26 protein-coding genes are annotated in these 26,270 nt (G+C 38.8%); 10 read left to right on the forward strand and 16 right to left on the reverse strand.

The genetic code is table 11. The features are described from left to right. Positions 1 to 21 precede the first annotated feature (21 nt). Together NXS00_RS14600 and NXS00_RS14605 are read left to right on the forward strand one after the other, a co-directional pair. Positions 22 to 837: a PorV/PorQ family protein gene (locus tag NXS00_RS14600; RefSeq protein WP_258099959.1), complete on the forward strand. Its 816-nt coding sequence runs from the start codon at positions 22 to 24 to the stop codon at positions 835 to 837. Next, a complete protein-coding gene (locus NXS00_RS14605; protein ID WP_258099960.1) occupies positions 834 to 2,876 on the forward strand; it encodes a ComEA family DNA-binding protein in 2,043 nt (680 codons plus the stop codon). The genes NXS00_RS14600 and NXS00_RS14605 overlap by 4 nt, the downstream gene beginning before the upstream one ends. Here NXS00_RS14605 and NXS00_RS14610 read toward each other — a convergent pair. The 4 genes from NXS00_RS14610 to tgt all read right to left on the reverse strand — a co-directional run bounded on the left by NXS00_RS14610 (position 2,873) and on the right by tgt (position 7,198). Next, on the reverse strand, positions 2,873 to 3,787 hold the full coding sequence (locus NXS00_RS14610) for a DMT family transporter (RefSeq protein ID WP_258099961.1): 915 nt from the start codon (positions 3,785 to 3,787) through the stop codon (positions 2,873 to 2,875). The two genes, NXS00_RS14605 and NXS00_RS14610, sit on opposite strands and share 4 nt — an antisense overlap. Further along, positions 3,784 to 4,866 carry an LptF/LptG family permease gene (locus NXS00_RS14615; protein ID WP_258099962.1) on the reverse strand — a complete coding sequence of 361 codons (1,083 nt, stop codon included), beginning with the start codon at positions 4,864 to 4,866 and terminating at the stop codon, positions 3,784 to 3,786. The genes NXS00_RS14610 and NXS00_RS14615 overlap by 4 nt, the downstream gene beginning before the upstream one ends. 122 nt (positions 4,867 to 4,988) lie before the next feature. Beyond that, positions 4,989 to 6,071 (reverse strand): LptF/LptG family permease, encoded by a 1,083-nt coding sequence (locus NXS00_RS14620; protein WP_258099963.1) that lies wholly within the window; start codon positions 6,069 to 6,071, stop codon positions 4,989 to 4,991. Then, positions 6,068 to 7,198 carry a tRNA guanosine(34) transglycosylase Tgt gene (tgt, locus tag NXS00_RS14625; RefSeq protein ID WP_258099964.1) on the reverse strand — a complete coding sequence of 377 codons (1,131 nt, stop codon included), beginning with the start codon at positions 7,196 to 7,198 and terminating at the stop codon, positions 6,068 to 6,070. The genes NXS00_RS14620 and tgt overlap by 4 nt, the downstream gene beginning before the upstream one ends. Positions 7,199 to 7,225: 27 nt before the next feature. Here tgt and NXS00_RS14630 point away from each other — a divergent pair, with 27 nt between their 5' ends. The 4 genes from NXS00_RS14630 to NXS00_RS14645 all read left to right on the forward strand — a co-directional run bounded on the left by NXS00_RS14630 (position 7,226) and on the right by NXS00_RS14645 (position 10,004). After that, positions 7,226 to 8,368, forward strand: coding sequence for a glycosyltransferase (locus NXS00_RS14630; protein WP_258099965.1), 1,143 nt, complete (start codon positions 7,226 to 7,228; stop codon positions 8,366 to 8,368). Further along, positions 8,356 to 8,967 (forward strand): RNA polymerase sigma factor, encoded by a 612-nt coding sequence (locus NXS00_RS14635; RefSeq protein ID WP_258099966.1) that lies wholly within the window; start codon positions 8,356 to 8,358, stop codon positions 8,965 to 8,967. The genes NXS00_RS14630 and NXS00_RS14635 overlap by 13 nt, the downstream gene beginning before the upstream one ends. Next, positions 8,967 to 9,599: a 16S rRNA (guanine(527)-N(7))-methyltransferase RsmG gene (rsmG, locus tag NXS00_RS14640; protein WP_258099967.1), complete on the forward strand. Its 633-nt coding sequence runs from the start codon at positions 8,967 to 8,969 to the stop codon at positions 9,597 to 9,599. Before NXS00_RS14635 ends, rsmG begins: the two co-directional genes overlap by 1 nt. A gap of 75 nt (positions 9,600 to 9,674) precedes the next feature. Beyond that, positions 9,675 to 10,004: a hypothetical protein gene (locus tag NXS00_RS14645; RefSeq protein ID WP_258099968.1), complete on the forward strand. Its 330-nt coding sequence runs from the start codon at positions 9,675 to 9,677 to the stop codon at positions 10,002 to 10,004. Positions 10,005 to 10,116: 112 nt separating this feature from the next. Here NXS00_RS14645 and NXS00_RS14650 read toward each other — a convergent pair whose 3' ends face one another. Genes NXS00_RS14650 through NXS00_RS14670 form a run of 5 tightly spaced genes read right to left on the reverse strand, consistent with a single transcriptional unit; the run spans position 10,117 to position 13,264 of the window. Then, positions 10,117 to 10,947, reverse strand: a complete 831-nt coding sequence (locus NXS00_RS14650; protein WP_258099969.1) for a hypothetical protein — start codon at positions 10,945 to 10,947, stop codon at positions 10,117 to 10,119. Next, positions 10,901 to 11,740 (reverse strand): hypothetical protein, encoded by an 840-nt coding sequence (locus NXS00_RS14655; RefSeq protein ID WP_258099971.1) that lies wholly within the window; start codon positions 11,738 to 11,740, stop codon positions 10,901 to 10,903. Before NXS00_RS14655 ends, NXS00_RS14650 begins: the two co-directional genes overlap by 47 nt. Then, positions 11,721 to 12,089 carry a membrane protein insertion efficiency factor YidD gene (yidD, locus tag NXS00_RS14660; RefSeq protein ID WP_258099972.1) on the reverse strand — a complete coding sequence of 123 codons (369 nt, stop codon included), beginning with the start codon at positions 12,087 to 12,089 and terminating at the stop codon, positions 11,721 to 11,723. Before yidD ends, NXS00_RS14655 begins: the two co-directional genes overlap by 20 nt. Beyond that, the gene (locus NXS00_RS14665) at positions 12,046 to 12,750 is read right to left on the reverse strand and encodes a hypothetical protein (RefSeq protein ID WP_258099973.1); all 705 of its coding nucleotides are present in this window, start codon (positions 12,748 to 12,750) and stop codon (positions 12,046 to 12,048) included. The genes yidD and NXS00_RS14665 overlap by 44 nt, the downstream gene beginning before the upstream one ends. Positions 12,751 to 12,799: 49 nt before the next feature. Then, on the reverse strand, positions 12,800 to 13,264 hold the full coding sequence (locus NXS00_RS14670; RefSeq protein ID WP_258099974.1) for a hypothetical protein: 465 nt from the start codon (positions 13,262 to 13,264) through the stop codon (positions 12,800 to 12,802). A gap of 267 nt (positions 13,265 to 13,531) precedes the next feature. Here NXS00_RS14670 and NXS00_RS14675 point away from each other — a divergent pair, with 267 nt between their 5' ends. Further along, positions 13,532 to 14,224, forward strand: a complete 693-nt coding sequence (locus NXS00_RS14675; RefSeq protein WP_258099975.1) for an SIR2 family NAD-dependent protein deacylase — start codon at positions 13,532 to 13,534, stop codon at positions 14,222 to 14,224. A gap of 325 nt (positions 14,225 to 14,549) precedes the next feature. Here NXS00_RS14675 and NXS00_RS14680 read toward each other — a convergent pair whose 3' ends face one another. The 5 genes from NXS00_RS14680 to NXS00_RS14700 form a co-directional block, all read right to left on the reverse strand. Next, positions 14,550 to 14,939, reverse strand: coding sequence for a hypothetical protein (locus NXS00_RS14680; RefSeq protein ID WP_258099976.1), 390 nt, complete (start codon positions 14,937 to 14,939; stop codon positions 14,550 to 14,552). An 80-nt stretch (positions 14,940 to 15,019) separates the two neighbouring features. Continuing rightward, positions 15,020 to 16,078 carry an amidohydrolase family protein gene (locus tag NXS00_RS14685; RefSeq protein ID WP_258099977.1) on the reverse strand — a complete coding sequence of 353 codons (1,059 nt, stop codon included), beginning with the start codon at positions 16,076 to 16,078 and terminating at the stop codon, positions 15,020 to 15,022. A 19-nt stretch (positions 16,079 to 16,097) separates the two neighbouring features. Next, positions 16,098 to 17,267, reverse strand: coding sequence for a tetratricopeptide repeat protein (locus NXS00_RS14690; protein ID WP_258099978.1), 1,170 nt, complete (start codon positions 17,265 to 17,267; stop codon positions 16,098 to 16,100). A 17-nt stretch (positions 17,268 to 17,284) separates the two neighbouring features. Further along, positions 17,285 to 18,295: an oxygenase MpaB family protein gene (locus tag NXS00_RS14695; RefSeq protein ID WP_258099979.1), complete on the reverse strand. Its 1,011-nt coding sequence runs from the start codon at positions 18,293 to 18,295 to the stop codon at positions 17,285 to 17,287. A 35-nt stretch (positions 18,296 to 18,330) separates the two neighbouring features. Beyond that, complete coding sequence (locus tag NXS00_RS14700) at positions 18,331 to 19,122, reverse strand: hypothetical protein (RefSeq protein ID WP_258099980.1); 792 nt, start codon at positions 19,120 to 19,122, stop codon at positions 18,331 to 18,333. Positions 19,123 to 19,408: 286 nt separating this feature from the next. Between NXS00_RS14700 and NXS00_RS14705 the strand changes: the two genes are divergently transcribed. Next, positions 19,409 to 20,965, forward strand: coding sequence for a SulP family inorganic anion transporter (locus tag NXS00_RS14705; RefSeq protein ID WP_258099981.1), 1,557 nt, complete (start codon positions 19,409 to 19,411; stop codon positions 20,963 to 20,965). Between the two features lie 250 nt (positions 20,966 to 21,215). Further along, positions 21,216 to 22,907 carry a gamma-glutamyltransferase gene (gene ggt, locus NXS00_RS14710; protein ID WP_258099982.1) on the forward strand — a complete coding sequence of 564 codons (1,692 nt, stop codon included), beginning with the start codon at positions 21,216 to 21,218 and terminating at the stop codon, positions 22,905 to 22,907. Here the strand turns inward: ggt and NXS00_RS14715 are convergent. Then, a complete protein-coding gene (locus NXS00_RS14715) occupies positions 22,904 to 24,427 on the reverse strand; it encodes an OmpA family protein (protein WP_258099983.1) in 1,524 nt (507 codons plus the stop codon). The two genes, ggt and NXS00_RS14715, sit on opposite strands and share 4 nt — an antisense overlap. Before the next feature lie 170 nt (positions 24,428 to 24,597). Next, on the reverse strand, positions 24,598 to 25,227 hold the full coding sequence (locus tag NXS00_RS14720; protein ID WP_258099984.1) for a DNA-3-methyladenine glycosylase: 630 nt from the start codon (positions 25,225 to 25,227) through the stop codon (positions 24,598 to 24,600). Between the two features lie 29 nt (positions 25,228 to 25,256). On the opposite strand from NXS00_RS14720, the gene NXS00_RS14725 reads away from it, so the two are divergent. Further along, entirely contained in the window at positions 25,257 to 26,126 is an 870-nt protein-coding gene (locus tag NXS00_RS14725) for a DUF2911 domain-containing protein (protein ID WP_258099985.1), read from the forward strand. The last annotated feature ends 144 nt before the right edge of the window (positions 26,127 to 26,270 follow it).

Below are 26,270 nucleotides of genomic sequence, written 5' to 3' on the forward strand. Positions count from 1 at the left end.
GGGAAAAAAGTAGTTTGCAATATGCTGAAGTACCTACTAGCCATAAGTTTACTAATACCGCTACTCTGTTACGCACAAGATGGTGATTATACCCTAGGTGCCAGCAACAGTGCCATGGCTGATGCTTCTGTTGCCACCGTAAATAACTGGTCACTTTTCAATAACCCTGGAGCTGCAGGAAACCTGGAACATACGAGCATCATGGTAAGCTATCAGAACCGCTACAATATAGAGGGCTTTCATGTGATTGGTGGAGGAGCAATTGTTCATCAAAAGTGGGTCAATATTGGAGTTCGCTACTTCAAGTTTGGAGATGATCTATTCAACCAACAGATGGTAGGACTTTCTTTCAGCAACAAGCTCCAAATGGTTAGCCTGGGAGCAGGAATCAATGTCATTCAAACCCATACGGAAGGTTTAAAAGATGACCGTGTTTGGGTTGGAGAATTTGGTGGACTAGCTCAAATAACGAATAAAATATCCTTTGGTGCTCATATTTTCAATTTCAAGCACGGCGTAGAATATCCAACTACTATGAAGGCTGGCCTGCGTGTATCTCCATTGGAAAACATCGGATTGAACGGAGAAGTACAAAAGCAATTGGAGCAGCGAGAAATCTATAAAGTAGGACTAGAATACGAACTTTTAGAGTTTCTTATTCTACGTACTGGAGTCAATCTGCAGGGTGTAGAAGACAAATCAAGAACGAATACCAATGCTGCTTTTGGTTTTGGACTGAATACTACTGGATTTCTGATGGACTATTCATTTAACAGTGGTGAACTAGGAGCCATTCACGAAATCTCCTTATCCATTTCTTTTGGCGATGTAGAATGAAGAAACTCATTTTCATAGCTAGCATATTCACTTCAACCCTGCTTATTGGTCAGGAGATTGACCTTGAGCAATTCGCTGAAGCACGATTTCAAGTGCAAGATGATGACATTGCCTATGAGGATTTATACGAATCACTCTTGATGTATTACACCAATCCGCTTAATCTCAACAAAGTTGACAAACCTGAACTAGCATCTCTATATATTCTTAGTCCTATTCAAATAAATTCTTTTTTTGAATACCGAGAGAAAGTGGGAAAGTTGATTTCTAAATATGAGTTACAGGCAATACCAAACTTTGACGTTGCAACTATTCGAGATTTACTTCCATTCGTGACTGTTACCGAGACAAGTGATTCTCGCCCTTTATTGACCAGGATTCTAGCCGAAGAGAACAACTATCTACTTCTTCGATATACTCGATCCATTCAAGAGTCTGAAGGATATCAACGTACTGATGGATCAGGGTTTCAAGGTGATCCCAATCATATATATGGTCGATTCAGAGTTAGTCATCCTCAAGACTTTAGTTTAGGAGTAACTTTTGAAAAAGATGCTGGTGAACAGTTGGCTTTTAACCCGGAACAAAATCAATATGGATTTGATTACTATTCTTATCACTTCGCGTTACAGAATAAAGGCAAACTCAAAAGCCTGGTACTCGGTGATTATCAAATGCAATTTGGCCAGGGATTGGTTCTCGGTGCTGGATTTAGTGCCGGAAAAGGTGCTGAAACGATTAATTCCATCAAGAGGAACTCCACAGGGTTAAAACCCTATTCATCGGTATTAGAATCTGGATATTTCAGAGGCGCTGCAGCAACTTTTGAGTTAGGTGGAATTGAAATTACCGGATTCGGCTCGCGGTTAGCGCAAGACGGGACACTTCAAAATGACACCACTTATTCAGACTTTGAAGAGTTTGTCAATGCGATACAAGCCACTGGCATGCATAGAACATCGAATGAATTAGCCTCCAAAAATTCCATTCAGGAGATGAGCACTGGTTTAGCAATTCATTACGATATCAAGCACCAGCTTAATGTTGGAGCAACAGGACTTTACACTCATTACTCCTCTCCTTTACAAAAACGGCCAAACAATTACAACCAGTTTGAGTTTGTCGGGGATCAAAACTTTGTAGGCAGTATTTACTCCAATTTCAATTATCAAAATGTCATGATGTTTGGCGAGGTGGCTCGTTCAAAATCGGGAGGAATGGGCACGGTAGCTGGTATCTTGTTGTCAATGACACCTAAGCTTGACTTTAGCTGGTCCTATAGAGATTATGATAAGAACTTTCATTCCTTCTATGGAAATGGATTCGGTGAAGGATCAAGGATTATCAATGAAAAGGGCATCTATTGGGGAATAGCCTATCGCCCAAGCAGGAAATACTCCTTTTCTGCATACTTTGATAAATTCAATTTTCCATGGCTCAGATATCGTGTCAATGCACCATCCAATGGTTTTGAATACCTGGGAAGATTTACTTTTAAGCCCTCCAGATCAGTATCCATGTATGCGCAGCTCAGACAGGAGAATAAGGAACTATCTGTTGATTCTGAAAATGGCAACCTAAGCGAGCTAGCAGAAACGATCAAACGGAATTACATTCTTATTTTGGACTATGCTGTAGGACGAACATTTAGTTTCAAATCACGAGTACAAGGCTCATCCTATCAGCAAGGCAATGAAACCACCCATGGCTTAGCTATTGTTCAGGATGTAAATCTGTCATTTTGGAAAATGAAAGTTAGTAGTCGTTTTGCCTTATTCGAAACTGATGATTTCAATAACAGGCAGTACCTCTATGAAAAAGATGTTTTGTATGCTTTCAGTATTCCTGCTTACTATGGCACAGGTACTAGAGCCTATTTGATGACTCAGTACACCGTCAATAAATCTCTATCGCTTTGGCTTAGATATTCGCAATTCAAGTATGTAGACGTAGAAAGCGTAGGTTCGGGGCTCCATGAAACTGATGGAGATCTTCGGTCAGAGGTCAAATTCATGTTGCGGTATAAATTCAGAATCTAACGAAGATTATCTGTCTCGAGCGCCTTCCTCTTAAAGGCTCTATTAAGTAACGGATAGATTAAAACAGATGCCAATATTAATCCAGTTCCTAGATAAAACCCTGGTGTCATCTGTTCATCTTCAGGAAAGAAAATAAGCGCCATAATAATTCCATAAACAGGCTCCAGATTGACTGTCAGGTTGACTGTAAATGCAGAAAGTCTCTGCATTAGTTGCACCGAATAGCTGTAAGCGAACACGGTACAAATCAAACCCAAAAGCAATAAATAGCCCCAATCACTCATAGTCGGACTTAAAGCCAACCCATCTATACCTTCCAATTGAAGATATATTGGGAAGAACAAAGCAATGGATAAGCAAGCTCCGACCATTTCATAAAAGGTGATGATAAATGGATCTTCCTTCTTGGTTAAGTTGCCATTAATCACTGTAAATAAAGCAGCAATAAATGCCGAAACCATTGCCAGGATTAACCCCAGAAAATGATCAAACTCAACATTGAAGATGATCACAATTCCAATAAAAGCCAGAATACTTAACAGTACTTCAAATAGTTTGATCTTCTTCTTACTAGTCAAAGGTTCTAGAAAACTGGTCCAAAGTGAACAAGTAGCCATACCCGCCAAACAAACAGAGACATTAGAAAGTCTGGCTGACAAGAAGAATAAAATCCAATGAGCAGCAATCAACACTCCAGTCCCCAGGGTAATAGGAAAATGCTTACCAGCCCTGAAATTGAAGCCCTTCTTCCATAATGCCAACAAAACTGCCAAACCCAATGAGGCGATCATGGTTCGGAAAAAAACCATCTCTACAGAAGGCAGATCTATCAATACTCCCAAAATGGCAGTAAAACCCCATATCAAAACAATAAAATGTAAGAATCCAAAATCCTTATTCTCCTGGGTCATTTAGGCACAGTCTTGTATAACATTAATCCGATTACCGCAAAGATGATGTTTGGAATCCAAACGGCAATCATCGGATTAAAAGAACCTGCCTCTGCAACTGCTCTTGATAGGAAGAAAAATAAAATGAAGATAAAGGCAATTAGAAACCCTAGTGCTATCTGGAATCCGGTCCCTCCTCTTGATTTCCTTGAAGACACAATCACTCCAATAAAACAAAGAATTATTACTCCAAATGGCTGCATGTAGCGGATATATGTTTCTATCTCATAAAACTTGACATCATCAGCTCCCCTGCTCTTCTGCAACTTGATGTAATCACTTAATTCAGTAAGTGTGAGTGTCTCCTGATGTCTATCCTTATTTTGAAAATCATCCGGTGACATGTTCAACAGTGTATCAATATGCTGACCAATACCACTTGAACTGATAACCTCAGTAGTGTCGAAAATTTGTCTATGCTGCCAACTTCGAATACTCCACCTTTTCGAATCAGGTAACCAGTGGATTCTTTTGGCTGTAATTTTATCAACCAATTGACCATTTTCAATTACCTCAAGTGTGGTCTGAAACCCAATATTTCTTTGACTGCTGTATTTGTTCATATACACATAGCCATTGTCAGAAATTTTCAAATGGATATGCTCGTCAGAATTGATAAATGGACTTTTCAGATTACTCAGCTCAAATCCAATTCTAAATTTGTTGGCATCAGGTATGATATAGCCCATAAATATAAAGCTCATTGCAGCTATAAGAGTGGAAGCAACAAAATAGGGTATCAAAAAGCGTATGTAGGAGATTCCGGAAGCCAAAACAGCTACAATTTCTGTTTTCATGGCCATTTTAGACGTCACAAACACCACAGCAATAAATGCTGTAATTGGAGTGAGTAGCGTTGCAAAATATGGAAATAGCGTCAGATAGTATTTGAATATCTCCGCTTTAGGTACATCGTTCTGAATAAAGTCATCATTCTTCTCTGTAAAATCAATTACACAAATGATCAGCACGAGAAGAAAAACAACAAAAACGAAAGCAGTAAGTATCTGCCTGAGTATATACCAATCTAGTTTCTTCAAATAACGATACTTTAGGATAATCTATGGCTGTTCTTGAAAACCCGGTTAAAAGGGGTTTAACCTATAAATAACCCTAAGTATCAGATTAAATTGTGCATAGATTCTAAATAGACTGAATTAACCTATCTAGGCACAGTATTGTAGAGTAATACTCCTACAATAGTAAAGATGATATTTGGAATCCAAACGGCTATAACAGGATCCATAGAGCCTGCCTCGGCAACAGCCCGTGCCAGGAAGAAAAATAGTATAAAGATGAAGGCTATTAAGAATCCAAGGGCTATTTGGAATCCGGTACCACGCCTTGATTTTCGTGCAGAGACAATCACTCCTATAAAACAAAGTATAATCACCCCAAAAGGCTGCATGTACCGAATGTAAATCTCTATTTCATAAAATTGAACATCATCAGCTCCCCTACTTTTCTGTAAAGCAATGTAATCATTCAGTTCCGTCAAAGTAAGCGTTTCATGATGCCGTTCCTTGTTCTGGAAATCCGCTGGAGACATATTGAGCAGCGTATCAATATCTTTAGTGGCTCCACCATCGGTGATAATTTCCTCATTATCGAGAATCTGACGCCTTTGCCAATTCTTAAGACTCCACTTATTGGAAGCAGTATCCCAGTGAATCCTTTTGGCTGTAATCTTATCTACCAGTTCCTCATCGATAATCTTCTCTAAGGTCACCGTATAACCAATGTCCCGCTGATTGTTGTATCGATCGATATAGATGTAGTCGTTATCAGCAATCTTCAAGTGTATATTCCGGTCTGAATAGAAGAATGGTTTTTTCAAGTAGTTCAACTCAAAGCCAATTCTAAATTTATTCGCATCTGGTATGACATATCCCATGAATACAAAACTCATAGCTGCTATGAGTACAGAACCGATAAAATAAGGAAGCAACAATCTCCTAAAAGAGATACCAGAGGCTAGAATAGCAACAATCTCAGTCTTGGAAGCCAACTTTGCTGTCACGAATACCACCGCAATAAAGGCGGTAATTGGTGTTAATAGTGTTGCAAAATATGGAAATAACGTCAGGTAATACTTCACAATTTGTGCTCTAGACACATTGTTCTGAATGAAGTCATCATTCTTCTCTGTAAAATCAATTACACAGATAATCAGAACCAACAGAAACACCACAAAAACAAAGGTGGTGAGTATCTGACGAAGTATATACCAGTCTAATTTTTTCAAAGTCTAGTCGTCACTTTTTTGACCATTTGATCTTTCCAGCTCGCAAAGGTACCCGCTTTTATTTGCTCTCTGGCTTCTTTCACTAACCACAAGTAGAAGGTTAAATTGTGGATACTACAAATTTGTGCTCCTAAGATTTCTTTACTCATGATCAAATGGCGAACATATGCCTTGGTGTAGAAGGTACTATTATAGCCACCAATAGCAGGATCGATTGATGAAAAATCGGTCTTCCAACGCTCATTTTTAATGTTGATTATCCCTTCGCTTGTAAATAGCATACCGTTTCGGGCATTTCTGGTTGGCATCACACAATCAAACATATCTACACCCAACGCGATGCATTCCAGAATGTTTTCTGGAGTACCAACACCCATCAAATATCTTGGTTTATCCTTTGGTAGGATTTCGCAAACCAAATCGGTCATTGCGTACATGTCTTCATGAGGCTCTCCTACAGACAATCCACCGATAGCATTTCCTTCTCTTCCTTGCTCCGCAATAAACTCTGCTGACTGCTTTCTCAAATCCGGATAAGTACTCCCCTGGACAATTGGGAATAAGGTCTGTGAATATCCATGAATGGGATCCGTTGCATCAAAATGATCTATACAACGCTTCAGCCATCTGTGAGTCATATGCATGGAGTTCTCTGCATACTTCTTATCACATGGATATGGAGTGCATTCATCAAAAGCCATGATGATGTCTGCTCCTATTACTCGCTGAATGTCCATGACATTTTCAGGAGTAAAATCATGCATAGAACCGTCGATATGCGACTTGAATTTCACACCAGACTCAGTGATTTTTCTATTATCACCCAAACTATACACCTGATAACCACCACTATCTGTCAAAATAGGCTTGTCCCATCCATTAAACTTATGAAGACCACCAGCTGCATTGATTACATCCAAGCCAGGTCTTAAATAAAGGTGATAGGTATTTCCTAATATAATCTCTGCTTTAATATCCTCTTTGATCTCGCGCTGATGAACTGCTTTTACAGTACCAGCAGTACCTACAGGCATGAAGATAGGAGTCTCTATTTGGCCATGATCAGTTTCGATCAAACCAGCTCTGGCCTTGGACGTTGGGTCGTTATGTTGTAAGGTAAATTTCATGAACGCCGCAAAAATAGTTGGCTCGGAATGAAATGCACGAATTTTAGGCTTCTATCTTTACCCATCGTGTTGATTACTGCTGTATACATCGTTTTTCTAGCGTTGACTCTGATCAATGGATACCAAACGCTTGTCACCTGGCGAAGGGTTAACTCTATTAAACAACCATACTCAAAAGATGACTCTATCCCATTCAGCATCATTATTTGTGCTCACAATGAGTTGGGGAACCTTCAGTTAAACCTTCCTTCCATTCTCAATCAAAACTACGCTTCATTCGAAGTTATTGTAGGATTGGATAGATGCACCGACGGATCTATAGAGTACATTCAATCACTTAAAGCTGGAAATTTAACTTCAGTCATAATTAAAAAAACACCTGCTGGCTGGAATAGTAAAAAATACGTCCTAAGTAAGTGCATAGAAAAAGCATCTCATGAATGGCTGCTGCTAACTGACGCTGATTGCCAACCTGCTTCAGGAAATTGGATAAAGAGTTATGCACTCAACATTCACAACAAAATCAATTTAGTTCTTGGAGTAAGTCCATATCAACAATCCAACCGACTCACCTCCTTTATTACTGAATATGAGACCTTTATGACCGCTAGTCGATATCTATCAGCTGCAGCCAACAAGTCTCCTTACATGGGTGTAGGACGTAATCTCTCATATACCAAATCCCTGTATAAGTCCATCAATGGCTTTGAAGGAATTGAGCACATTACCGGAGGAGATGATGATCTTCTGGTTCAGAAGATGGTGGCACATGCCGAAGTATCTATCAATATTCATCCTGAATCGCTAACCTATTCCGCTCCAGAACGTACATGGAAAAAGTACCTGACTCAAAAAACTAGACATCTCTCCGTTGGTAAATACTATCAAGAAAAATTTAAGCAAAAACTTTCCACAAGCGCTGTATTGCACAGTAGCTTATGGCTGAGTTTCCTATATTTGATAGGTTTTTCGGATACTATCTGGAGAATTATTGTACCCTTTGCGTTGTTGGTACTTATAAAAGGACTATTTTTCAAAAAAATCGCCACCAAAATAGGAACACCTCTCCGGTTAATCTGGTATCCTATATTGGATTTAGTATACGCGGTTTTTTTACCTCTGATTGCGATCAGAGCGATGCTAGAAAGAAATATTAGATGGAAGAAGTAAAAAGGCAGTTTTCAGATAAGGCATTAAAAGACTTCAAACTCATAGACCGAGCAACTCTAGAAAATGATGAGTCTGCATTTGCTGAATTAATGAGCCGCTATAAAAAGCCGGTTTATCACATGATTCTGAAAATGGTAAGGAATGTGGATGATGCAGAAGATCTAACCATCGAAGCGTTTGCCAAAGCATTTAAAAATCTAGCTAGATTCAAAAAGGACTACACTTTCAGTACATGGTTGTTCAGAATAGCAACGAACAACGCCATAGATTTTATTCGCAAGAAAAAGCTGGAAACATACAGTTTGAACACCTCATTTACGGATGATAGTGGTGAGTCTGTAAACATTGATGTGGAAGATGGGGATAGAACTCCTGATCAGGAAGCTATCAATACACAGAAGATCGAACTCGTACGAATGTTTGTAACCAAGCTTCCAGCAAAGTATCAGCGATTGGTTAAACTCCGATATTTTGATGAGCTTTCTTACGAAGAAATAGCGCAAGAATTGGACGCACCTCTTGGTACAGTAAAAGCTCAACTACACAGAGCTAGAGAACTGATGTACGAATTAGTCAAAGACAAAAAGAAACATATTTAATGAGCCAAGGTGTTCAGCAAGTTTTTGATCAGTTTCCGAACTTATCAGACAAGCAAAAAGAACAGTTCAGCCAGTTAGAGCAATTGTATACTGAGTGGAACGAAAAAATCAATGTAATCTCCCGAAAAGACATTGAGCAACTCTATACTAGACACGTATTACACAGCCTCGCTATTGCCAAATACTTGACATTTTCTCCAGGAGCAAGAGTTTTGGATATTGGAACTGGAGGTGGTTTTCCGGGTATTCCATTAGCTATCCTCTACCCTGATTGTCAATTCCTATTAGTGGATAGTATTGGCAAGAAAATCAAGGTGGTACAAGGCGTAGCAGAAGCACTAGAGCTTACAAACGTCAAAGCTGAACATATTAGAGCTGAAAAGATTAAGCAAAAATTCGACTTCATAGTTTCCAGAGCTGTTGCCAGAACCAAGTTAGTTTATCAATGGTCTAACAAATTAATAGAAGCAAGTGATCATCCAACAGCTGCCAACGGATATCTTCTATTAAAAGGCGGAGATTTGGATGACGAGCTTAAAGAGTTTGGTAGATCACATACTACCCAAGACATCAGCGAATATTTTGAAGATGAATTCTTTGAAACAAAGAAGATCGTTTATATCCCTGCATAATAGTTAAATATTGAGGTTTTCAAACAATCTCAGGTGATCCGAAGTTTATAACTCGAATCTTAAACTTTTTATCACATGAAAAAATCAAAATCTATCATACTGGCCTTAATGTTTACGTTAACATCTTTCGCTTCAATGGCCAGTGATGCTAAACTAACGAAAGAGAACATTGAACATAAATCTGATAAAGAAGTCAGAGCACGCGTAGAACACTTATTGGACAGAGTGGAGCAAATCCGTGAAATGGACAGATCTAATATGGATCAGTTCGAAAGAACACAAATGAAAGACGAATTGGTGGATATTAAGAAAGAGCTAAAAGTAGCTAAAACCAATGGCAGCACAGTAACCATCTCCGTTGGTGCAGCTATCATCATTGTTCTATTGTTAATTATTATTTTCTAAGACCAGATTCAAATAACTCACAATGAAGCCTTGACAATTTATGTCAGGGCTTTTTTAATGAGCGAACAACAATGCACTAAAACCCATCAATAACGAGTAGGAAAAGCACAAACTATTCAAAATTCACCTGAATCATACCTGCATATTCAGACACAAGCTGATTATAAAGCTGATCAAATTGCTCAGCCTTATATTCTACTAGCAAGTCAGCAGCAGAATTCATCCCCCCTACATAGTAGCGCTGAAACCATGGTGATACACTTATAAGCCCGACCACAATTCCATAATTTGTAATAGTGAAAACATAGGCAGCACCAAAAGCAGAGATGGTTATCAAGGAATTTATGCCTTCTTTGTAGTGCTTTGAATATGCTTGCCCAGACCCAGGGAAAATAGCAGAAAGCAAGATAGCTTTCATTTTGGTTTTCCTGTTGACCTTATCTACTGCCTTGTAAACATCTTCTAATTGATCAGTAGATGCATCTAGTTTTAAAAAACCCTCTTTTGCCCTATCATAATCTCCCAACTGGAAGTCAATCAAGGACTTCATTATTTGTCTATTGCGTTCACCAAACTCATTTGCAGGACGATAGGCTAATACACTTCGTTTGGCATTGAGAAAGTCACTCTGCTTCATTAACGACAGTATTTCCATCAACTCATAGCCTTGATCTTCTTTCATTCTGGTTAGAGTCTTGAAGTATTTAGAAGAAACCTCATAGTCTCCAGACAAATAACTAGACCATGCCAACCCTTCCACAGTCAAGGAATCGTAATCTCCAGACTTATCAAAGAATAGCACGCGTTTATAAAACGATGCAGCATTCTCATATTGGCCTAGCTCGAATGACTTCTCCGCCAACTCAATGGTTTGAGAGATGGACTGTGCCGATAGACTACCTACCGTAATAAATATCCAAAAGATACTGAACGCGATCTTCATACTTCTTCTCTTCAAACTCATTATAAACTTTCGCAGACTTTACACTACCATAGATATTACCGGTATAGAACCCTAAGGCGAGACCACCAAAAATCCAGGCTCCAGGGCGATCTATCCCTTTCTCAGAGATGATTCTATAGGCTTGATAACCAGTAGTTGTAATCAGCAACAAAGAAAACAATCCATCTTTCCATCTTCCAGTATAGATTTTACCCATTCCTGGAACAACAGTAGACAATGCTCCTGCCAGAAACGGACTTTTACGATTTCTTTCTTGAGCTTCGACTGAAATATCATGCATCTGTTGTACCAGATATGGAGCATCCTTTATCTTTCCCGTCTCCATTTGTGCATTTTCCCAATTTCCAGCTAGAGCGAATGAAGCAGAATTAAGGAATACAACATCAGTAGATTTAAATGAATATGATGGAATTACACTACTGATTTCTTCAAAACGACTACTGGAAAACAATGCATATGTGTGTATTTTCCCGAATTCTATGCTCGATGTAGAAATGGCCTCAATTGCATGTAATCTTTGAATGGATTCTTGATATAACTCCAGATACTGCATACTGACCAATAAGTTTTGCCAGGCAGAGGTGTCATTTGCATTTAAATAAACGACTCGATCATATTCTGTAGCAGATTCTTCATATCTACCTGCCTCAAATAAATAATCTGCATATTTCTTACTGTTGTCGTAATCAAAAAGATCCTGACCATAACCTAGCATTTTACAGCCTAGTAGAATCAATATCAGAATAGACTTTCTAAAACTCTCCCACCTCATCCACTAATCTATTTTTATTCTTATCAAGTTTGTAAAAACCAGGACTCAATGAATTGCATCTGGTATACCGATCGAAAAATGAAATTGTACCTTTCACTAAGCCTTGCTTTTTTACTGCTTGCACAGCAAATTCAGAACATGAAGGAGTAAACGAGCAAGTACTCCCATCCTGAGAGCTAATAAAGCTTTTATAAAATACAAATGCTCCTGTGTAGAGCATTTCAACCTCATTATCCGCCTTCTTAAAGTATTCGCCGTAGTGGCGATGCTCCACTTTTTTATTTATTGTGAGCTCTTTCTCAAAATCAATGGATTTGACCTGAGCGAATAACTGGCAAGATAATATCATCAAAAACAGAATAAACAGCTGCTTCATCTTCAAAATCGTCAATCTTTATTTCACTATGAGTAGTAATCTTCTTATTGTCTCCAGCAGGTGTATGAATGATTTCATAGATCTTCATTGGAAACATGTATCGCCCCACTTTCTGGTGTTCTTTAAAATATTGCTTCACCAGGGGTTCACCCTTTTTTTTGTAGAAGATAATACCTTCTAAAAGTCCCTGAGATTGCGTAATAGCAACATACCCTTCTTCACTAGCAGGATGCCTCCATTTAGACACCACCTGTTCTCCTACTTCCTCTACATCCATCAGCTTAAACCCCATCTTAGACAAACCAAAATCATCCATTTCATTTTTAAGAAGTAAATGATAAATGGAAAAACCCACTGTCATTGCTGAGGATGACGTTCGCAAGACACTATCATTCAACACAATGTAAGCTGCTGTATCCTTAAAAACCAGAATCTGCTCTCTAGGAAAAGACTGGCTATGTATTAAAGTTTCTTTATTTAAGTCGTAAAAGACTTTTCCTACAATTAGCGATTGTTTCTTGTCCGGACTGATTTCTTTGATACTATACTTGGCTTCAATTCTAGTACCAAAATTTTGCGCTAACGAACTTTGTGCTCCTAGCACAATTAAAAGACAATAAAAGAGGTGCTTCATAAAAAAAGGGCCTTACGGCCCATTTTATTTTGTTCGAATCTACTACTAATTAATAACTATAGTAGAATGGAGAAGTAATAGCGCTCAATACAACACTAGCAGCTAATCCAATCCAGAATGAAGTTTTCTGATCTGAAGTCTTGTTCTTGTTAGTAATCACTACGAAGAATCCAATTGGACAACAAAGGAAACCCCACAAACCTGATGGCCAATCAAAGTTGCTCCACTGGAAACCTTGTGTACCTTCTACTGAATTTACACTTTTGAAAGACGTCATGTCAATTGAAGCATCTAGAGAAGAAAGCTCTTCCAAAGAAGTGATTTCGTTAGTTACTACTAACTCTTCTACCTCATTAAGCTCATCAAACTCAGCTTCAAAAGCTACAGCATCAAATTCAACATCTTCTACAGCCACTTCCAACTCCATATTTGCAGGTGCTGCAAACAATGCTTGAGTTGACAAAATCAAAGTCGCCATAAACATCGAAGAAACTCTTAAAAATCTCTTTTTCATATTTAGTTATAATGGTGATAAATTAAGAATGTGAATATTATGATTTACCTAATCATTTCCAAAAATGAAAGACAAATTCATAAAGACTCATAAAACCTAAAAACAATAAACATGCCAGACTTCACCTCCTTAAACAATTGATTTTTAGACCTTTATTTCACACAGCAATCAAAAATTACACCCTCACAGTTTTTTGACATTTTTTTAATCATTCAAATTTCACCAAACCACCCTCGACTTTTCACTCTAGTCTTTTAGCTTTATACAGTGAGAAAGAAAATCGTCATACTAACTGGGGCAGGTATCAGTGCTGAAAGTGGAATAAAGACCTTTCGAGATTCAGGCGGACTATGGGAAGGTCACGATGTGATGGACGTAGCAAGTCCTGAAGGATGGGCTAAAAATCAAGAGTTGGTTTTAAACTTTTATAACCAAAGAAGGAAACAAGCCTTAACAGCTTCGCCAAACCCAGGGCATCTGGCTTTAGCAGAACTTGAAAAAGACTATGATGTAATCATTGTCACACAAAACGTAGATGACCTGCATGAAAAGGCAGGAAGCACTAATGTCCTTCACCTTCATGGTGAACTATTTAAAGTTCGCAGCACCCAGGATGAATCACTAGTTTATGACTTAGATGGCTGGGAACTCAAAACAGGAGATTTATGTGAAAAGGGCAGCCAACTAAGACCACATATTGTTTGGTTTGGTGAAATGGTACCAATGATGGAAACAGCCATAGAACAAGCAATGCAGGCGGATATTTTCATGGTAGTTGGAACCTCTCTGGTAGTATACCCTGCAGCAGGCCTGTTAGATTATGTAAATTCCCACATCCCTAAAATCATCGTAGACCCAAATATGCCCTCCATAAGAACTAGCCAATCCATTAAGTTCTTCACCGAAAAGGCTAGCACTGGTGTCATAAAAGCGATAGAATACATCAGATCGTTAAAATAACGAATATTCCTAATCAACGAGAAATCTGTATAACTCGTCTAATAAATTTCATTAACTGTAATAACCTTATTAGTCTTGCAGAAGCAACCAGTTACACCGTCATTAAACGCTTTAGACAACCATGAGAAGATTGTTAACATTGTTAACTCTTTTAGTAGCTTTTATACTTTTATTGGTTTATACCAATGAAGCCTATTCGAAAAACGCCAAAAATTCGACTGTGAAAAGTTCAGGCCTTTCTGTAACTGAACAAAGTGCACTGCTCTGATTGAATCCTAAAGGAACTTCTATCACCCTTATTTCACCAAGATTTAGTCGGCATCAATTAGTTTTCCAGTAAAAATTCTTTCGCCTTCTCGAGGGTATAGAAAACACCGCCGCTACCAAGCCCTTTATTTAGACCGACTGTTTCGGCAAAATGAATAAGTTTTGGGAGATCTTGTCTGAAGTAAGCTAGTTTAACTCCTTTAAACTCCTCAGCGATATACGTAGCCAAAGCATAATAATCAGCTACACTCACATCATCCACGAGCATAAGCTTATCGTGCAGAAGAACACCTTTGAAAGAATAGTCTGAGCATATGCTTTTTACCTGAGTCCAAAAGCGTCTAGCAATATCATAGTTAGATTTTGGCCCTCGAACGGTGAAATATAAATACTCCGAGGACGTATCATCCAGATGAATTTCATATTCTGACTCAATAAATGATTTCATAAACAATCAGCAAGAATCATCTTTCAGCTAAAGCAGTAACACTGATCAAGTATCCAGAATGACAGGTTAGTAATTAAAAACTAAACTGATTTGTCTAATAATTGTTTAATTGCCTGATCTTCGGTTTTGGAACCCAAACCTAACCAGTCCAATGTAGATCGGTACATGATATTCTCCAGATCCTCTTCCGGCAAATTCATTTCTTCAATAAACTTACCTATTTCTAAATCTCCTAGAGGAAAAGGATAATCAGAGCCTAAACATATCTTATCGGAACCTATGAGCTTAATGATATATTCTAAAAGCATTGCATCATGAGTGATACTATCTACCCAGAACTTACCTAAATAGTCACGTGGATTCACATCGTTGTGTACTGCAACCAGGTCTGGACGACAATCGTACCCTCTTTCTAAACGACCTATAGTTGGTAAAAATGAGCCTCCCGCATGAGCAAAGCATACACGGAGTTTTGGATATCGAGCAAACACTCCTCCAAAAATCATTGAACTAATAGCTCTGGCAGTCTCAGCAGGCATTCCTACTAACCATGGCAACCAATATTTTTCCATGCTTTCCTTACCCATCATGTCCCAAGGGTGGACAAGCACTGCCATATCTAACCGCTCACAAGCTTCAAAAAATTCAAAGAATCGTGGTTTACTCAAATTGTGCTGATTCACATTGGATCCAATCTGCACTCCGGGTATTCCCAATTTCTTTAATCGCTCCAGTTCTTCAATAGCCAAATCAACATCTTGCATAGGTACTGTACCCAATCCGATATAATGCTGAGGGTATTGATCAACAACTTCTGCTATGTGATCATTTAGAAACTGAGAGAGGTACAAACAATCCTTTGGTTCCGCCCAATAACTGAACATAACCGGAATGGTACAAATGACTTGCACTTTAGTCTGGTAATGAGCGTACTCATCTATTCGCAGCTTAGGATCCCAGCAATTAGAGCCAATTTCTCTAAAAAACTTATCCCCTTTCATCATTAAGGCTGCACCATCCTTGTGATGTAATAAATTGATAAAGTCACCATAACCAAACTTATCAGCAAAGTTCGGAAGTTTCTCTGGCAAGATATGCGTGTGCATATCAATCTTTAATGGGGTGCGCGACTTGGTCATATCCCAAAAATAACAAATCCTATCGGCAATATTTATCTATCATCTCTTTTGCCTGTACCATGCCTAAATTATTTGCTCTATTTAAATAATGGCAAGCATCTAATTCAGACTCCAATTCGAGGTAACTCATAGCCGCATTAAACCAAACCATGGCGTTTTGTGGATCTACTGTCAGGTACTGATTGTAAAATGAAATAGCTAGCTGATAGTTCTTTTGAAAGAAATAAGTATTACCAATTAAATGCATGCATTCAAACCTTGTCGGCTCAATTCTTCTAGCTGCATTAAAATCATTACGTGCCTGATCATACTTTTTTAGCTTAATGTAAGCTCTTCCTCGATTGATGTAGTGTAATGACTCCTCATGATTTTTAATTGCCTGACTAAGATATTTTATCGCGGTTTTATAATCTCCATCTACCATTGACTGTGCCGCCAACAGCCCCAAGGTAGGAGCAAAAGAATTATCTTCTAGCAACTCAAGAGGCAGTTTAGTAGATGGGTTAATCAAAGCAAGATTATACCAGGCAAGTTGATTGGATGGATCTATACTAATGGCATTTTTAAAATCAACTTCCGCAAGAGCATTCTGATCTTGCTTCATGTAAACCAAGCCTCTTCCTACATAGTAATCTGCTGCAGAGTCCAGCTCTATAGCTTCATTATAATCCTTCAGAGCTAATTCGAATCTCTCAAGTTTCGAATGCGCCTGAGCTCTGTAGTAGTATATTTTGCCCTCCAAAGTAGCCAATGAAACAACAGACGTTCCGCTCGCACCTGAAGGATCGTTTTCAAAATAGATTCCCTTTGTTTGATTAACTCCTCCTTTAGCAATTAACGCGTTGAAATCCTTAACACTTTGAGCGGGATCTCCATAATTCAAATAAATAATTGCCTTTTGAAAGAGTGCTTCATTATAATCTGGATCAATTTTCAATGCAGCTTCATACGCAGATACCGATCTAAGGTCTTTGCCTTGAGCTTCGTAAATGAGTCCACTGAGATAATAAGCATCTGCAGTACTTGTTATGCTAAGCGACTCTTCACATTTGTCAATAGCTGCCTCTAAATTTCTGTTTCGATAAAGATCCCTTGCCTCCTGATATAATAATTGGGTTCTTTCGGTTTTGGATTGTGCAGTAACGGAAATTGTTACAATGGATAATGCGATAAAAAAAGGGAATCTCATGGTTCCTTATACGATTTTCAGAACCTAAGTTCCGTATCTAGAGCTTTTAATTGCTTTTTCAGATCCCGCCGAATCATTTTAAAATTAGTCCCATTCAAATCACCTAGCACTTTTTGTGTATTGAATACACCTCTGATTAACGAAGATGAATAGCCTGCAGATTGGTTAATACCAAGAATAGCAGCATGATCCCCTAGAAAGTAATACAACAAATCCTCTCCTTTAACAAGCCTAGACTGCTTATTTTCCTGATCTATATAATCGATTAAGGATCGAGTAAGCAACTGGCCTTGAGGACTTTGCTTGAACTCACGCCTTCTCATATCTCGATCCAAAACACTTGCTTGTCTCACATCACCTGGAAGATTACACTGATCAAGGCCTAGTTTTTCACCTATAACATTCCATAAATACAGGTAATCTACAGATTCTTGCTGGTTAACATCGATACCTAATTTGCGTAGACCTCTTAAAGTAATTAGTGAGAATGCTAAAAGAGTTGCGAGCTGATCATCTTGATTTACCGGGACCTCATCATTGATTTTCCCTATGGTGTAGTAACGAGCAGCTGCATGCATTACTCTTACATTCAGAATGGAGAGAAATCCCTTTTGATCTGGAGCAAAGGCATCTTTATGACATACTTCAAAAACAAACTCCGCAGTTTCTGCTAAACGTTTACCTGATTGCTCCGTAATCTTCTTTGATTCTATCAAGACCCTGGCACCGTTAGCGCCAGCATAACAATAAGGAAGTGAATACAATCCTAATACACCTAAAATAACAGAGACATTCTTTTCGAAGAATATAGCTCCATTATTTATTCTCTTGTTGTCGTGGGATTCAGTTTGACAGAAATTCTCAAGCAACTCATATACTGAGCTGTTTGCAGAGATAAAAGTTGATAACTCAGTGTTAGTTTTTAAGTCTCGAAACTGCTGTAATAGCCCTTGATCGGACTTGAATAATAGAAATAATTTATCACCTACAGGGTCTCCCTGATGTCGTCGTGGATGTTTATCACTCATGATTTTACTACAACCATGTGTGACAAGGAAATTGTTTAATAAACTTGTTTGATAGTCATTCCACTATCCTTGTTCAAATGCTGAAACTTTCCATTTTCATAATGATAAAAGCTAACAGCCATAAGTAAGAACAATGCTGTATTTTCTGGAACTTCCAATTGATCCACTGCAACGTGAGCGGTCATTGGCTCTGTAGCTATTTTCAAAATAGGCAACATTGGGCTTTGATAGGATCCAAATTTACCGTGGAAGTCTTTATTCAGCGCAATGTAACTATTAGCTTCAGGATCGAAATGATAATCACTCAATGCTACAAGACGCGCATTGATTTTAAAGTTAGTAGCTCCTTCTGGTGCCTTAAACGTATCCTCAGGTACAAAAGCAGGGAAATGAAGAATCACCTGTCCTCTTCTACTACTAGATTTTAGGAAATATTTAGCTCCAAAGATTTCCTCATATGGAGCAGTCGTATTGAATTCAAACCCGTTCAAGTTATGTCCATGCTTAGTCACATACAAAGGACGAGTACCAGTAGGGCCATCTTCATATTTGGCTATGTTTCTGAATTGAGCAGTTAACCTTCCAGAAACGTAAGTCTCACATATTTCTGTCAAACCTTCAGACAATGAATTTCTTAGAACCTTCGCCATCATTGAAGCCACACCAAATTCCTTCTGATTATTCCTCAACTCGGCATACGTTGACTTATGCTTTACAGCATCAGCAGTAGGACCACCCTTTCTTGCAACAATTGGTTGATCTACTCCTTTGATCGTGTATACTCGGTACCCTTTTGGAATGTCGTGTGAACTAATGTTTGCCTTCATGTAAACCTGTAGAGTTGGGATATTGATTAAGTAGCCGAAAGATATTTAAAATAATGCGAAAACAGAAAGAATAAGTTGAAAAATCTCTTTAATCATATTGATTTGACTAATTGATAACCAGTAAGTTATCCTCCTAAACCAGCACAACCCCCTATATGATGTTTATCATAATGGCTATAAATAAGAAAAAATTTAGATTTGTTACGCCGTAGTTTTAAGTTAGGAGTAGTATCACTAAATATGTAATAATAGACATGCTACCCCATTTTTTAAAGTCGTAGAAAGTATGAAAGAGTATTTTGGTAGCAACCTCAAAAACGACCTACCAGCGGGACTTGTCGTTGCTTTAGTAGCCTTACCATTATGCCTAGGTATAGCCTTAGCCTCTAATGCTCCAGCGTTTTCTGGAATCCTCGCTGGCATTATTGGTGGCTTGGTAGTCGGGATGATAAGTGGTTCTCACTTAAGTGTAAGTGGACCTGCTGCCGGACTTACCGTGATCGTAATCAACGCCATTGACACATTAGGCACATTTGAGGCATTTCTATTAGCAGTATTCATGGCTGGTGTTATACAATTTCTTCTTGGAATCCTGAAAGCAGGCATCATAGGTCACTTTTTCCCATCTTCAGTGATCAAAGGGATGTTATCAGCAATTGGACTTATCCTGATTCTAAAACAGATCCCCCATGCTCTTGGAGATGATCAAGACTATGAAGGTGATGAAAGTTTTCTTCAGTCTGACGGTCAAAATACTTTTACAGAAATTGCACTGGCCTTTCAAAATATTGATACAGGAGCATTAATCATTAGTATTGTCGCCTTAGCGATATTAATATTTTGGGAAAAACCAGTTATGAAACGTCAAAGCTGGACTAAAATAATGCCCGGTGCATTGGTAGCCGTGCTGTGGGGAGTAATAGCTAACACCATACTGTATGCCAAATTTCTCCCTTCATTGTTCCTGACCGGAAAACACATGGTAGTGTTGCCTGTGAGCTCTTCATTTAGCGAATTTATCAGCTTCTTCACATTCCCTGACTTCAGTCAATTAGGCAACTCACAAGTTTACATTTCTGCTGCAACTATCGCCATAATTGCCAGCTTGGAAACACTTCTGAGTTTGGATGCGGTAGACAAACTAGATCCCTATAAACGGATTGCTCCAGCCAATAGAGAACTAACAGCACAGGGGATTGGAAACATGGTTTCTGGTTTAATCGGTGGGCTACCTATTACAGCTGTAATTGTCAGAAGTACTGCAAACATCAGTTCGGGAGGTAAAACAAAGGTATCGGCCGTTTTTCATGGTTTACTCATAGCAGTGTCCGTTATTTTCTTTCCGGATATACTAAATATGGTACCTAAAGCGTCATTGGCAGCAGTGTTACTCATTGTTGGGTATAAATTAACCAAGCCGGCAATTTTCAAAGTAATGTATGCAAAGGGTAAAGATCAATTTCTCCCCTTTGTCATTACCATATTTGCCATTTTACTTACCGATTTGTTGATAGGCATCTCTGTTGGGATTGTCGTCGGCATTTATTTTGTCATCAAAAGCAATCTGCATCAGGCGATAACTATAAAAGAAGAAGCTGATCAATCCTTCATCATTCGTTTAGAAAAGGATGTGAGTTTCCTGAATAAAGCGTACTTAAGAAGAACGCTTAGAAACATTCCTAATGATTCTACAGTGGTTTTTGATGAAACGGATTCGATATTCGTTGACAATGATATAGTGGAAACGATAGAAGATTTTAAAGCCACTGCCGTCAACAATAACATCATCGTAAAAATAAAACCGGCAAAAAATTCAAATTCTCCGCAATTAGCAGATGTCTAATTCGGACTTATGCCAAGAAAATCGTTAGTTTGTCGTTTCAGAAATATGAGACAAAGATTTCGTTTTCTTGGCACCTTCATTTTATTGCTTGTCAGCCTTCAGCTTTTCACTGGCTGCCATGCCTCCTATTATAAAATTCCAATTACTAAATCGCGAAAGCACTTCCGGCCATACGACAGTAAAAAGGACAGAGGAAAAAAACGAGTCAAGACGAAGAAATACAAGTCATTGAAGCGAACTAAGAAAATCAATGCAAATACTCAAAAGTAGCCTCTTCCTATCCCTAATCATCGTATTTGGTTCATGCAGTGAACCTTCCAACAGAACAAAAACAGGAGCAATTGGAGATAGTGCTATGGTTGTTTCTGCACATCCACTTGCTACCAAAGCGGGTCTATTCATTCTTAAAAATGGAGGTAATGCCTATGATGCGGCAATTGCTACTCAGTTCGCGCTAGCTGTTGTTTATCCAAGAGCAGGAAATATAGGTGGTGGCGGATTTGCTGTAATTCGTGAATCCGATGGCGCTATTGCCACACTCGACTTTCGAGAAAAGGCTCCACTAGCAGCATATAAAACCATGTTCCAAAATGATAGTGGTCTTGTCATCTCTGAATTAAGCACATTAGGACATCTCGGTGCTGGTGTACCAGGCAGCGTTGCCGGAATGTGGCAGATTCATCAAAAATATGGATCCATGCCGTGGAGGGAATTAGTTCAACCAGCTATTAACCTTGCTTTCGAAGGTCATCGCATTACAGCTGATGAAGCAGATGCACTAAACGAAAAACAGGATGACTTTAAAGAAGCTAATGATTGGACTCCTTGGGTTATCAACGATGACGGCTGGCATGAAGGAGCCTACGTAAGGCAATTGCAACTTGCTGCTACCCTATCATTCGTTAGAGATTCTGGTCGTGATGGATTTTACAAAGGAATAGTAGCCAAACAAATTGCTGACGAAATGGAACGCGGTGATGGAATCATCACATTAGAAGATTTAGAGAACTATGAAGCTATTTGGAAAGAGCCTCTAGTTGGAACATACAAAGGTCATAAGGTAATATCTATGCCTCCAACTTCTAGTGGTGGAATTGCATTACTTCAACTTCTGCAAGGGGCAGAACAAGTTAATTTAGGCGATCACCCACATAACAGCACCAATGCCGTACACTTAATGGCTGAGATCGAAAAGCGTGTATTTGCAGACCGAGCGAAACATCTGGGAGATCCAGACTTCTACCAGGTTCCAGTTGCAGAGATTTTATCTACTCAATACAACAGCGACCGATTTGACGAGATTAACATCACAGAGATTACTCCATCCTCTCAAATCAAAGGCGGAGATGTGCCATATGAGTCAGATCAGACAACTCACTTTTCAATAGTAGATTCTTACGGAAATGCGATATCCATTACAACCACTCTCAATTTGAATTATGGCTGCAAAGTTTGGGTAAAGGGAGCAGGTTTTGTGCTTAACAATGAAATGGATGATTTTAGTGCTAAACCAGGCGTTCCCAACTTCTTTGGGCTTGTAGGTGCAGAAGCTAATGCAATTGCACCAGGTAAGCGCATGTTGAGTTCTATGACCCCAACTATTTTGGAGAAAGATGGAAAATTAAAAGCGGTTCTTGGTAGTCCTGGGGGCGCCACCATCATCACTTCCGTATTCCAAACTGTGATCAACTTAGTTGATTACGACATGTCCATGCAAGAAGCCGTAGAGGCTAAAAAAATCCACCATCAGTGGCTTCCTGACCAAATAAAAATGGAGACTGGAGCCATCAGACCTGAAACAAAAACCGAACTGGAACAGCAAGGCTACAAATTTCAAGAGGTTGATAAAATTGGAAGAAATGACTGCATTCTTATTTTACCAGATGGCAAGCTAGAAGGAGGAGCTGATCCTCGAGGAGATGATTATGCAGAGGGTTATTAATTAACCCTCACAATCTCAAACTCCACTCTCCGATTTAGTTTTCTTGTATTCTCGCTAGTATTACTGGCTACAGGTTGCTCACCACCGTACCCTTCACCATCTATTCTTGAAGACTCTATTCCTTTAGAAACCAGGTAATCCGTAACGGCGTAAACTCTTTCTTGTGACAATTCCACATTCAGCATGGCATTACCTACATTGTCCGTATGTCCTTTTAAGAAGATATTCACCGTTGGGTTTTCTTCCATCATTTCCACTACCAAATCAAGCTCATCCTCAGAACCTTCTATAAAATTGGCAGTACCTCTGTAGAAGAGTACGTTACTCAAAGTAATGACACTACCCTCCTTCAACGGATCTAACGCTATTGAATAAGTCTCTTCCAATGACATGGTATCTAGATCGTATTTAGACTTGTAGGAGAAATACCCCTCCGATTTAAATTCTACGGTAATCGCTCCCATTTTCTGATCGAATCGAACACCATCATCACCAATAACTAAATTCAATGTATTATCCCCTGTTAGCACCGCATTTCCTGCAATGAGTTCACCACTCGCTTTATCATGTAACTCGAACGTCACATAATCCATCATTCCTGACTCTATATCAAAAGCCACTTCTTGAGTAGTATCAACTGCCACTTCCTCAAAATTTGCCTGGATCTTGATTCGCTTAATATCTCCATACCCATCGCTATTTTGTGTAGATACAAAATAAGCATAGTCAGAATCATTGCTAAATACGAAAGAGGTCTCTGCTCCGGAGGTATTAACAGTTGCTCCTAAGTTTACCGGTTGACTCCAATTCTGCCAGGTATCATCCTGTCTGACACTGTAGAAAATATCGAAACTCCCTTGTCCACCTTGTCCATTACTAGCATAATACAAGGTCTTATTATCAGGAGCTAGAAAAGGTGATATCTCCTGAAACTTTGAATTAATGGTATTACCAAGATTTCTTGGCGATGACCATTTACCATCATCTCCAAGGAAACATACAAACAAATCATCCACCCCATAGCCAAGATTATTTTCAAGACTAAAGAATAAGTATTTACCATCATTCGAAATACTACCTGTCTGTAGAGGAGATCGATTCTTGAAATATGGTATTTCTAACTCCTGCACTTTCCCTTTTTGATTCTGTGCCATCACTTTACCGTAGTACAACCCCTTATCATACCATACATAATTGTATAAGAAGTACTGACCATCTGCGGTCATTCCTATTGGAGAAGCGAAGTTCTTGTCATTCACTTTCATTTTCAATGGAACCTGAAGGTCATCCTCCGCCGCACTCATCCAAATATCTCCAACATCTTGAGTACCATTGGCATTATCAGGGTGTCTTTCCCTTGTATAGTAAATAATTGAATTGTCGAAATCGAAGAATATGTAGTTTTCGCCTTTTACAGAATTTAATGAATCCAATGGCTCCGGATCACTAAAAAACTGCAATTGAGAATAACTAGAAAATGTGAATAACAGAGCGAGTAGCGCTAACAGCTGTTTCTTCATTATATGAATATTCAAAGATTATTTTTAATAATTTTTATTTTTATTCGATATATCATACTTTTGAACAATCGAAGGGGCCTTAACCAGCGTCCAAAATTAAACAAGTGTATGAATGCATTGATCCCTAACCCGAAAAGGTTAGGGATTTCTTTTTAGTAACGCATCAAACCTCATTTATTATCGGATTTCTTCCTCACACTAACAAAATCACTTTCTTCCAAATAAAACCTCCAGGGCAGCAGTGCATCTTCTTCTGCATAATCCACCCCTATTCTAACATCTGTGACAACTTCGCCAACAGACTCATTAGATTTACGTCCAATCCAGATATGTTCACCTAGTAAATCTGTATTGTTGAATGAAGTTGTTATGCCCATGGCATGACTTAGCGTACCTGGTCCTGCACTGAGTTTTTTATACGGCACCTTTGCTCCTCTTCTACCTTTCATTATGTCAACATTAACCACCGGCTCTATTCCTCGAATGAGCACGGCATCTGCCAGACCTTCTTGATTTGTCACAATATTGAACAAATGATGAATCCCGTAGCATAAATAAACATACGCCCTACCACCCGATTGATACATCACTTCTGTTCTGGCCGTACGTTTATGGAAAGCATGACAAGCTTTATCATTTCTTCCGTTGTACGCCTCAGTTTCTACGATCTTGCCTACTGTAGTATTTCCACCTATGTTTGTGACCAGATACTTTCCCAGAAGATCTTTTGCGATCTGGACTACATCATCACGCAAGTAGAACGATTGAGGAAGTTTTTCGTATGAAGAAAGATCATCCATTATAAATGAACTAAAACCTATTTAAAACAATGAGTAAAATCGCAAAACTAACCTTATTGTGTATCCTATTTGTATATGGCACTGCAGCTGTAGCACAAATTGACACCCCACAACCAAGCCCGGCTGGGTCAGTATACAGTAAAGTTGGACTAACGGACGTTACAGTAGATTACTTCAGACCTGGAGTGAAAGGTCGTAAAATATTTGGTGAAGGCGATAGCTACCTTCAGCCGTACGGTGTTCTTTGGAGAACTGGTGCTAACTCTGGAACGAAAGTAACTTTCAGCACAGAAGTAACTGTGGCTGGCACAAAAGTACCTGCTGGAGAGTACTTAATCTTCTCTACTCCAGGCAAATCAGAGTGGACTGTATCTCTATACAAAGATTTGAGTATTGGCGGAAATGTAAATGGCTATGATGCTGCTAATGAAGTTGTGAAAACAACTGTAAAAGCTATCAAATTAAGTGAGCCTGTTGAAAGACTTACATTCAACATTTCTGACATCTCTGAGGACAACTCCAAAGCTGCTATTCAAATGTCTTGGGCAGATGCTTCATTCAAACTTCCTATTGAAGTATCATTCGTAGAAGATGTTATTAAAGCGATTGAGAAGCAAACAAAAGTAAATCCTGTAGTTTATGTGCAGGCAGCAAACTTCTATTTCTCTCAGAATACTGAATTAGATAAAGCGTTAGAATACATGAACATGTATTTAGCTGTTGGAGAGAATAGCAAGCAATTCTGGAATGTACACACCAAAGCTAAGATCCAAGCTGCTTTAGGCAAGAAGAAAGAAGCTATAGCTACAGCTAAAGAATCAATGGAGACGGCCAAGGCTAGTGGAAATGATTTCGGTTATGTAAAAAGAAATCAGGATTTGATTGACTCTTTGAAGTAATCAATTTCCATAGAAAGAAAAAAGAGGCTGTCTCAAAAGGGCAGTCTCTTTTTTATAAAAAGAAAGCCGAGCACAATTAAGTTCTCGGCTTTTTTGTGACTAAGAATTAACTTAGTCTTGTGCGTAATTCAAATCTAGTCTTTA

The sequence above is a fragment of the Marinoscillum pacificum genome (assembly GCF_024714495.1).
GTDB lineage: Bacteria > Bacteroidota > Bacteroidia > Cytophagales > Cyclobacteriaceae > Marinoscillum > Marinoscillum pacificum.

Coding starts and splice junctions, on each gene's coding strand:
- NXS00_RS14715 (WP_258099983.1), bottom strand. CDS start 24,427: ATGAAGAAACAGCTGTTAGCGCTACTCGCTCTGTTATTCACATTTTCT.
- NXS00_RS14610 (WP_258099961.1), bottom strand. CDS start 3,787: ATGACCCAGGAGAATAAGGATTTTGGATTCTTACATTTTATTGTTTTG.
- NXS00_RS14665 (WP_258099973.1), bottom strand. CDS start 12,750: ATGAAGCACCTCTTTTATTGTCTTTTAATTGTGCTAGGAGCACAAAGT.
- NXS00_RS14655 (WP_258099971.1), bottom strand. CDS start 11,740: ATGAGGTGGGAGAGTTTTAGAAAGTCTATTCTGATATTGATTCTACTA.
- NXS00_RS14685 (WP_258099977.1), bottom strand. CDS start 16,078: ATGACCAAGTCGCGCACCCCATTAAAGATTGATATGCACACGCATATC.
- NXS00_RS14720 (WP_258099984.1), bottom strand. CDS start 25,227: ATGGATGATCTTTCTTCATACGAAAAACTTCCTCAATCGTTCTACTTG.
- NXS00_RS14670 (WP_258099974.1), bottom strand. CDS start 13,264: ATGAAAAAGAGATTTTTAAGAGTTTCTTCGATGTTTATGGCGACTTTG.
- NXS00_RS14650 (WP_258099969.1), bottom strand. CDS start 10,947: ATGAAGATCGCGTTCAGTATCTTTTGGATATTTATTACGGTAGGTAGT.
- NXS00_RS14630 (WP_258099965.1), top strand. CDS start 7,226: ATGAAATGCACGAATTTTAGGCTTCTATCTTTACCCATCGTGTTGATT.
- NXS00_RS14700 (WP_258099980.1), bottom strand. CDS start 19,122: ATGAAGGCAAACATTAGTTCACACGACATTCCAAAAGGGTACCGAGTA.
- NXS00_RS14605 (WP_258099960.1), top strand. CDS start 834: ATGAAGAAACTCATTTTCATAGCTAGCATATTCACTTCAACCCTGCTT.
- NXS00_RS14635 (WP_258099966.1), top strand. CDS start 8,356: ATGGAAGAAGTAAAAAGGCAGTTTTCAGATAAGGCATTAAAAGACTTC.
- NXS00_RS14680 (WP_258099976.1), bottom strand. CDS start 14,939: ATGAAATCATTTATTGAGTCAGAATATGAAATTCATCTGGATGATACG.
- tgt (WP_258099964.1), bottom strand. CDS start 7,198: ATGAAATTTACCTTACAACATAACGACCCAACGTCCAAGGCCAGAGCT.
- rsmG (WP_258099967.1), top strand. CDS start 8,967: ATGAGCCAAGGTGTTCAGCAAGTTTTTGATCAGTTTCCGAACTTATCA.
- NXS00_RS14645 (WP_258099968.1), top strand. CDS start 9,675: ATGAAAAAATCAAAATCTATCATACTGGCCTTAATGTTTACGTTAACA.
- yidD (WP_258099972.1), bottom strand. CDS start 12,089: ATGATATTATCTTGCCAGTTATTCGCTCAGGTCAAATCCATTGATTTT.
- NXS00_RS14705 (WP_258099981.1), top strand. CDS start 19,409: ATGAAAGAGTATTTTGGTAGCAACCTCAAAAACGACCTACCAGCGGGA.
- NXS00_RS14695 (WP_258099979.1), bottom strand. CDS start 18,295: ATGAGTGATAAACATCCACGACGACATCAGGGAGACCCTGTAGGTGAT.
- NXS00_RS14690 (WP_258099978.1), bottom strand. CDS start 17,267: ATGAGATTCCCTTTTTTTATCGCATTATCCATTGTAACAATTTCCGTT.
- NXS00_RS14600 (WP_258099959.1), top strand. CDS start 22: ATGCTGAAGTACCTACTAGCCATAAGTTTACTAATACCGCTACTCTGT.
- NXS00_RS14725 (WP_258099985.1), top strand. CDS start 25,257: ATGAGTAAAATCGCAAAACTAACCTTATTGTGTATCCTATTTGTATAT.
- ggt (WP_258099982.1), top strand. CDS start 21,216: ATGCAAATACTCAAAAGTAGCCTCTTCCTATCCCTAATCATCGTATTT.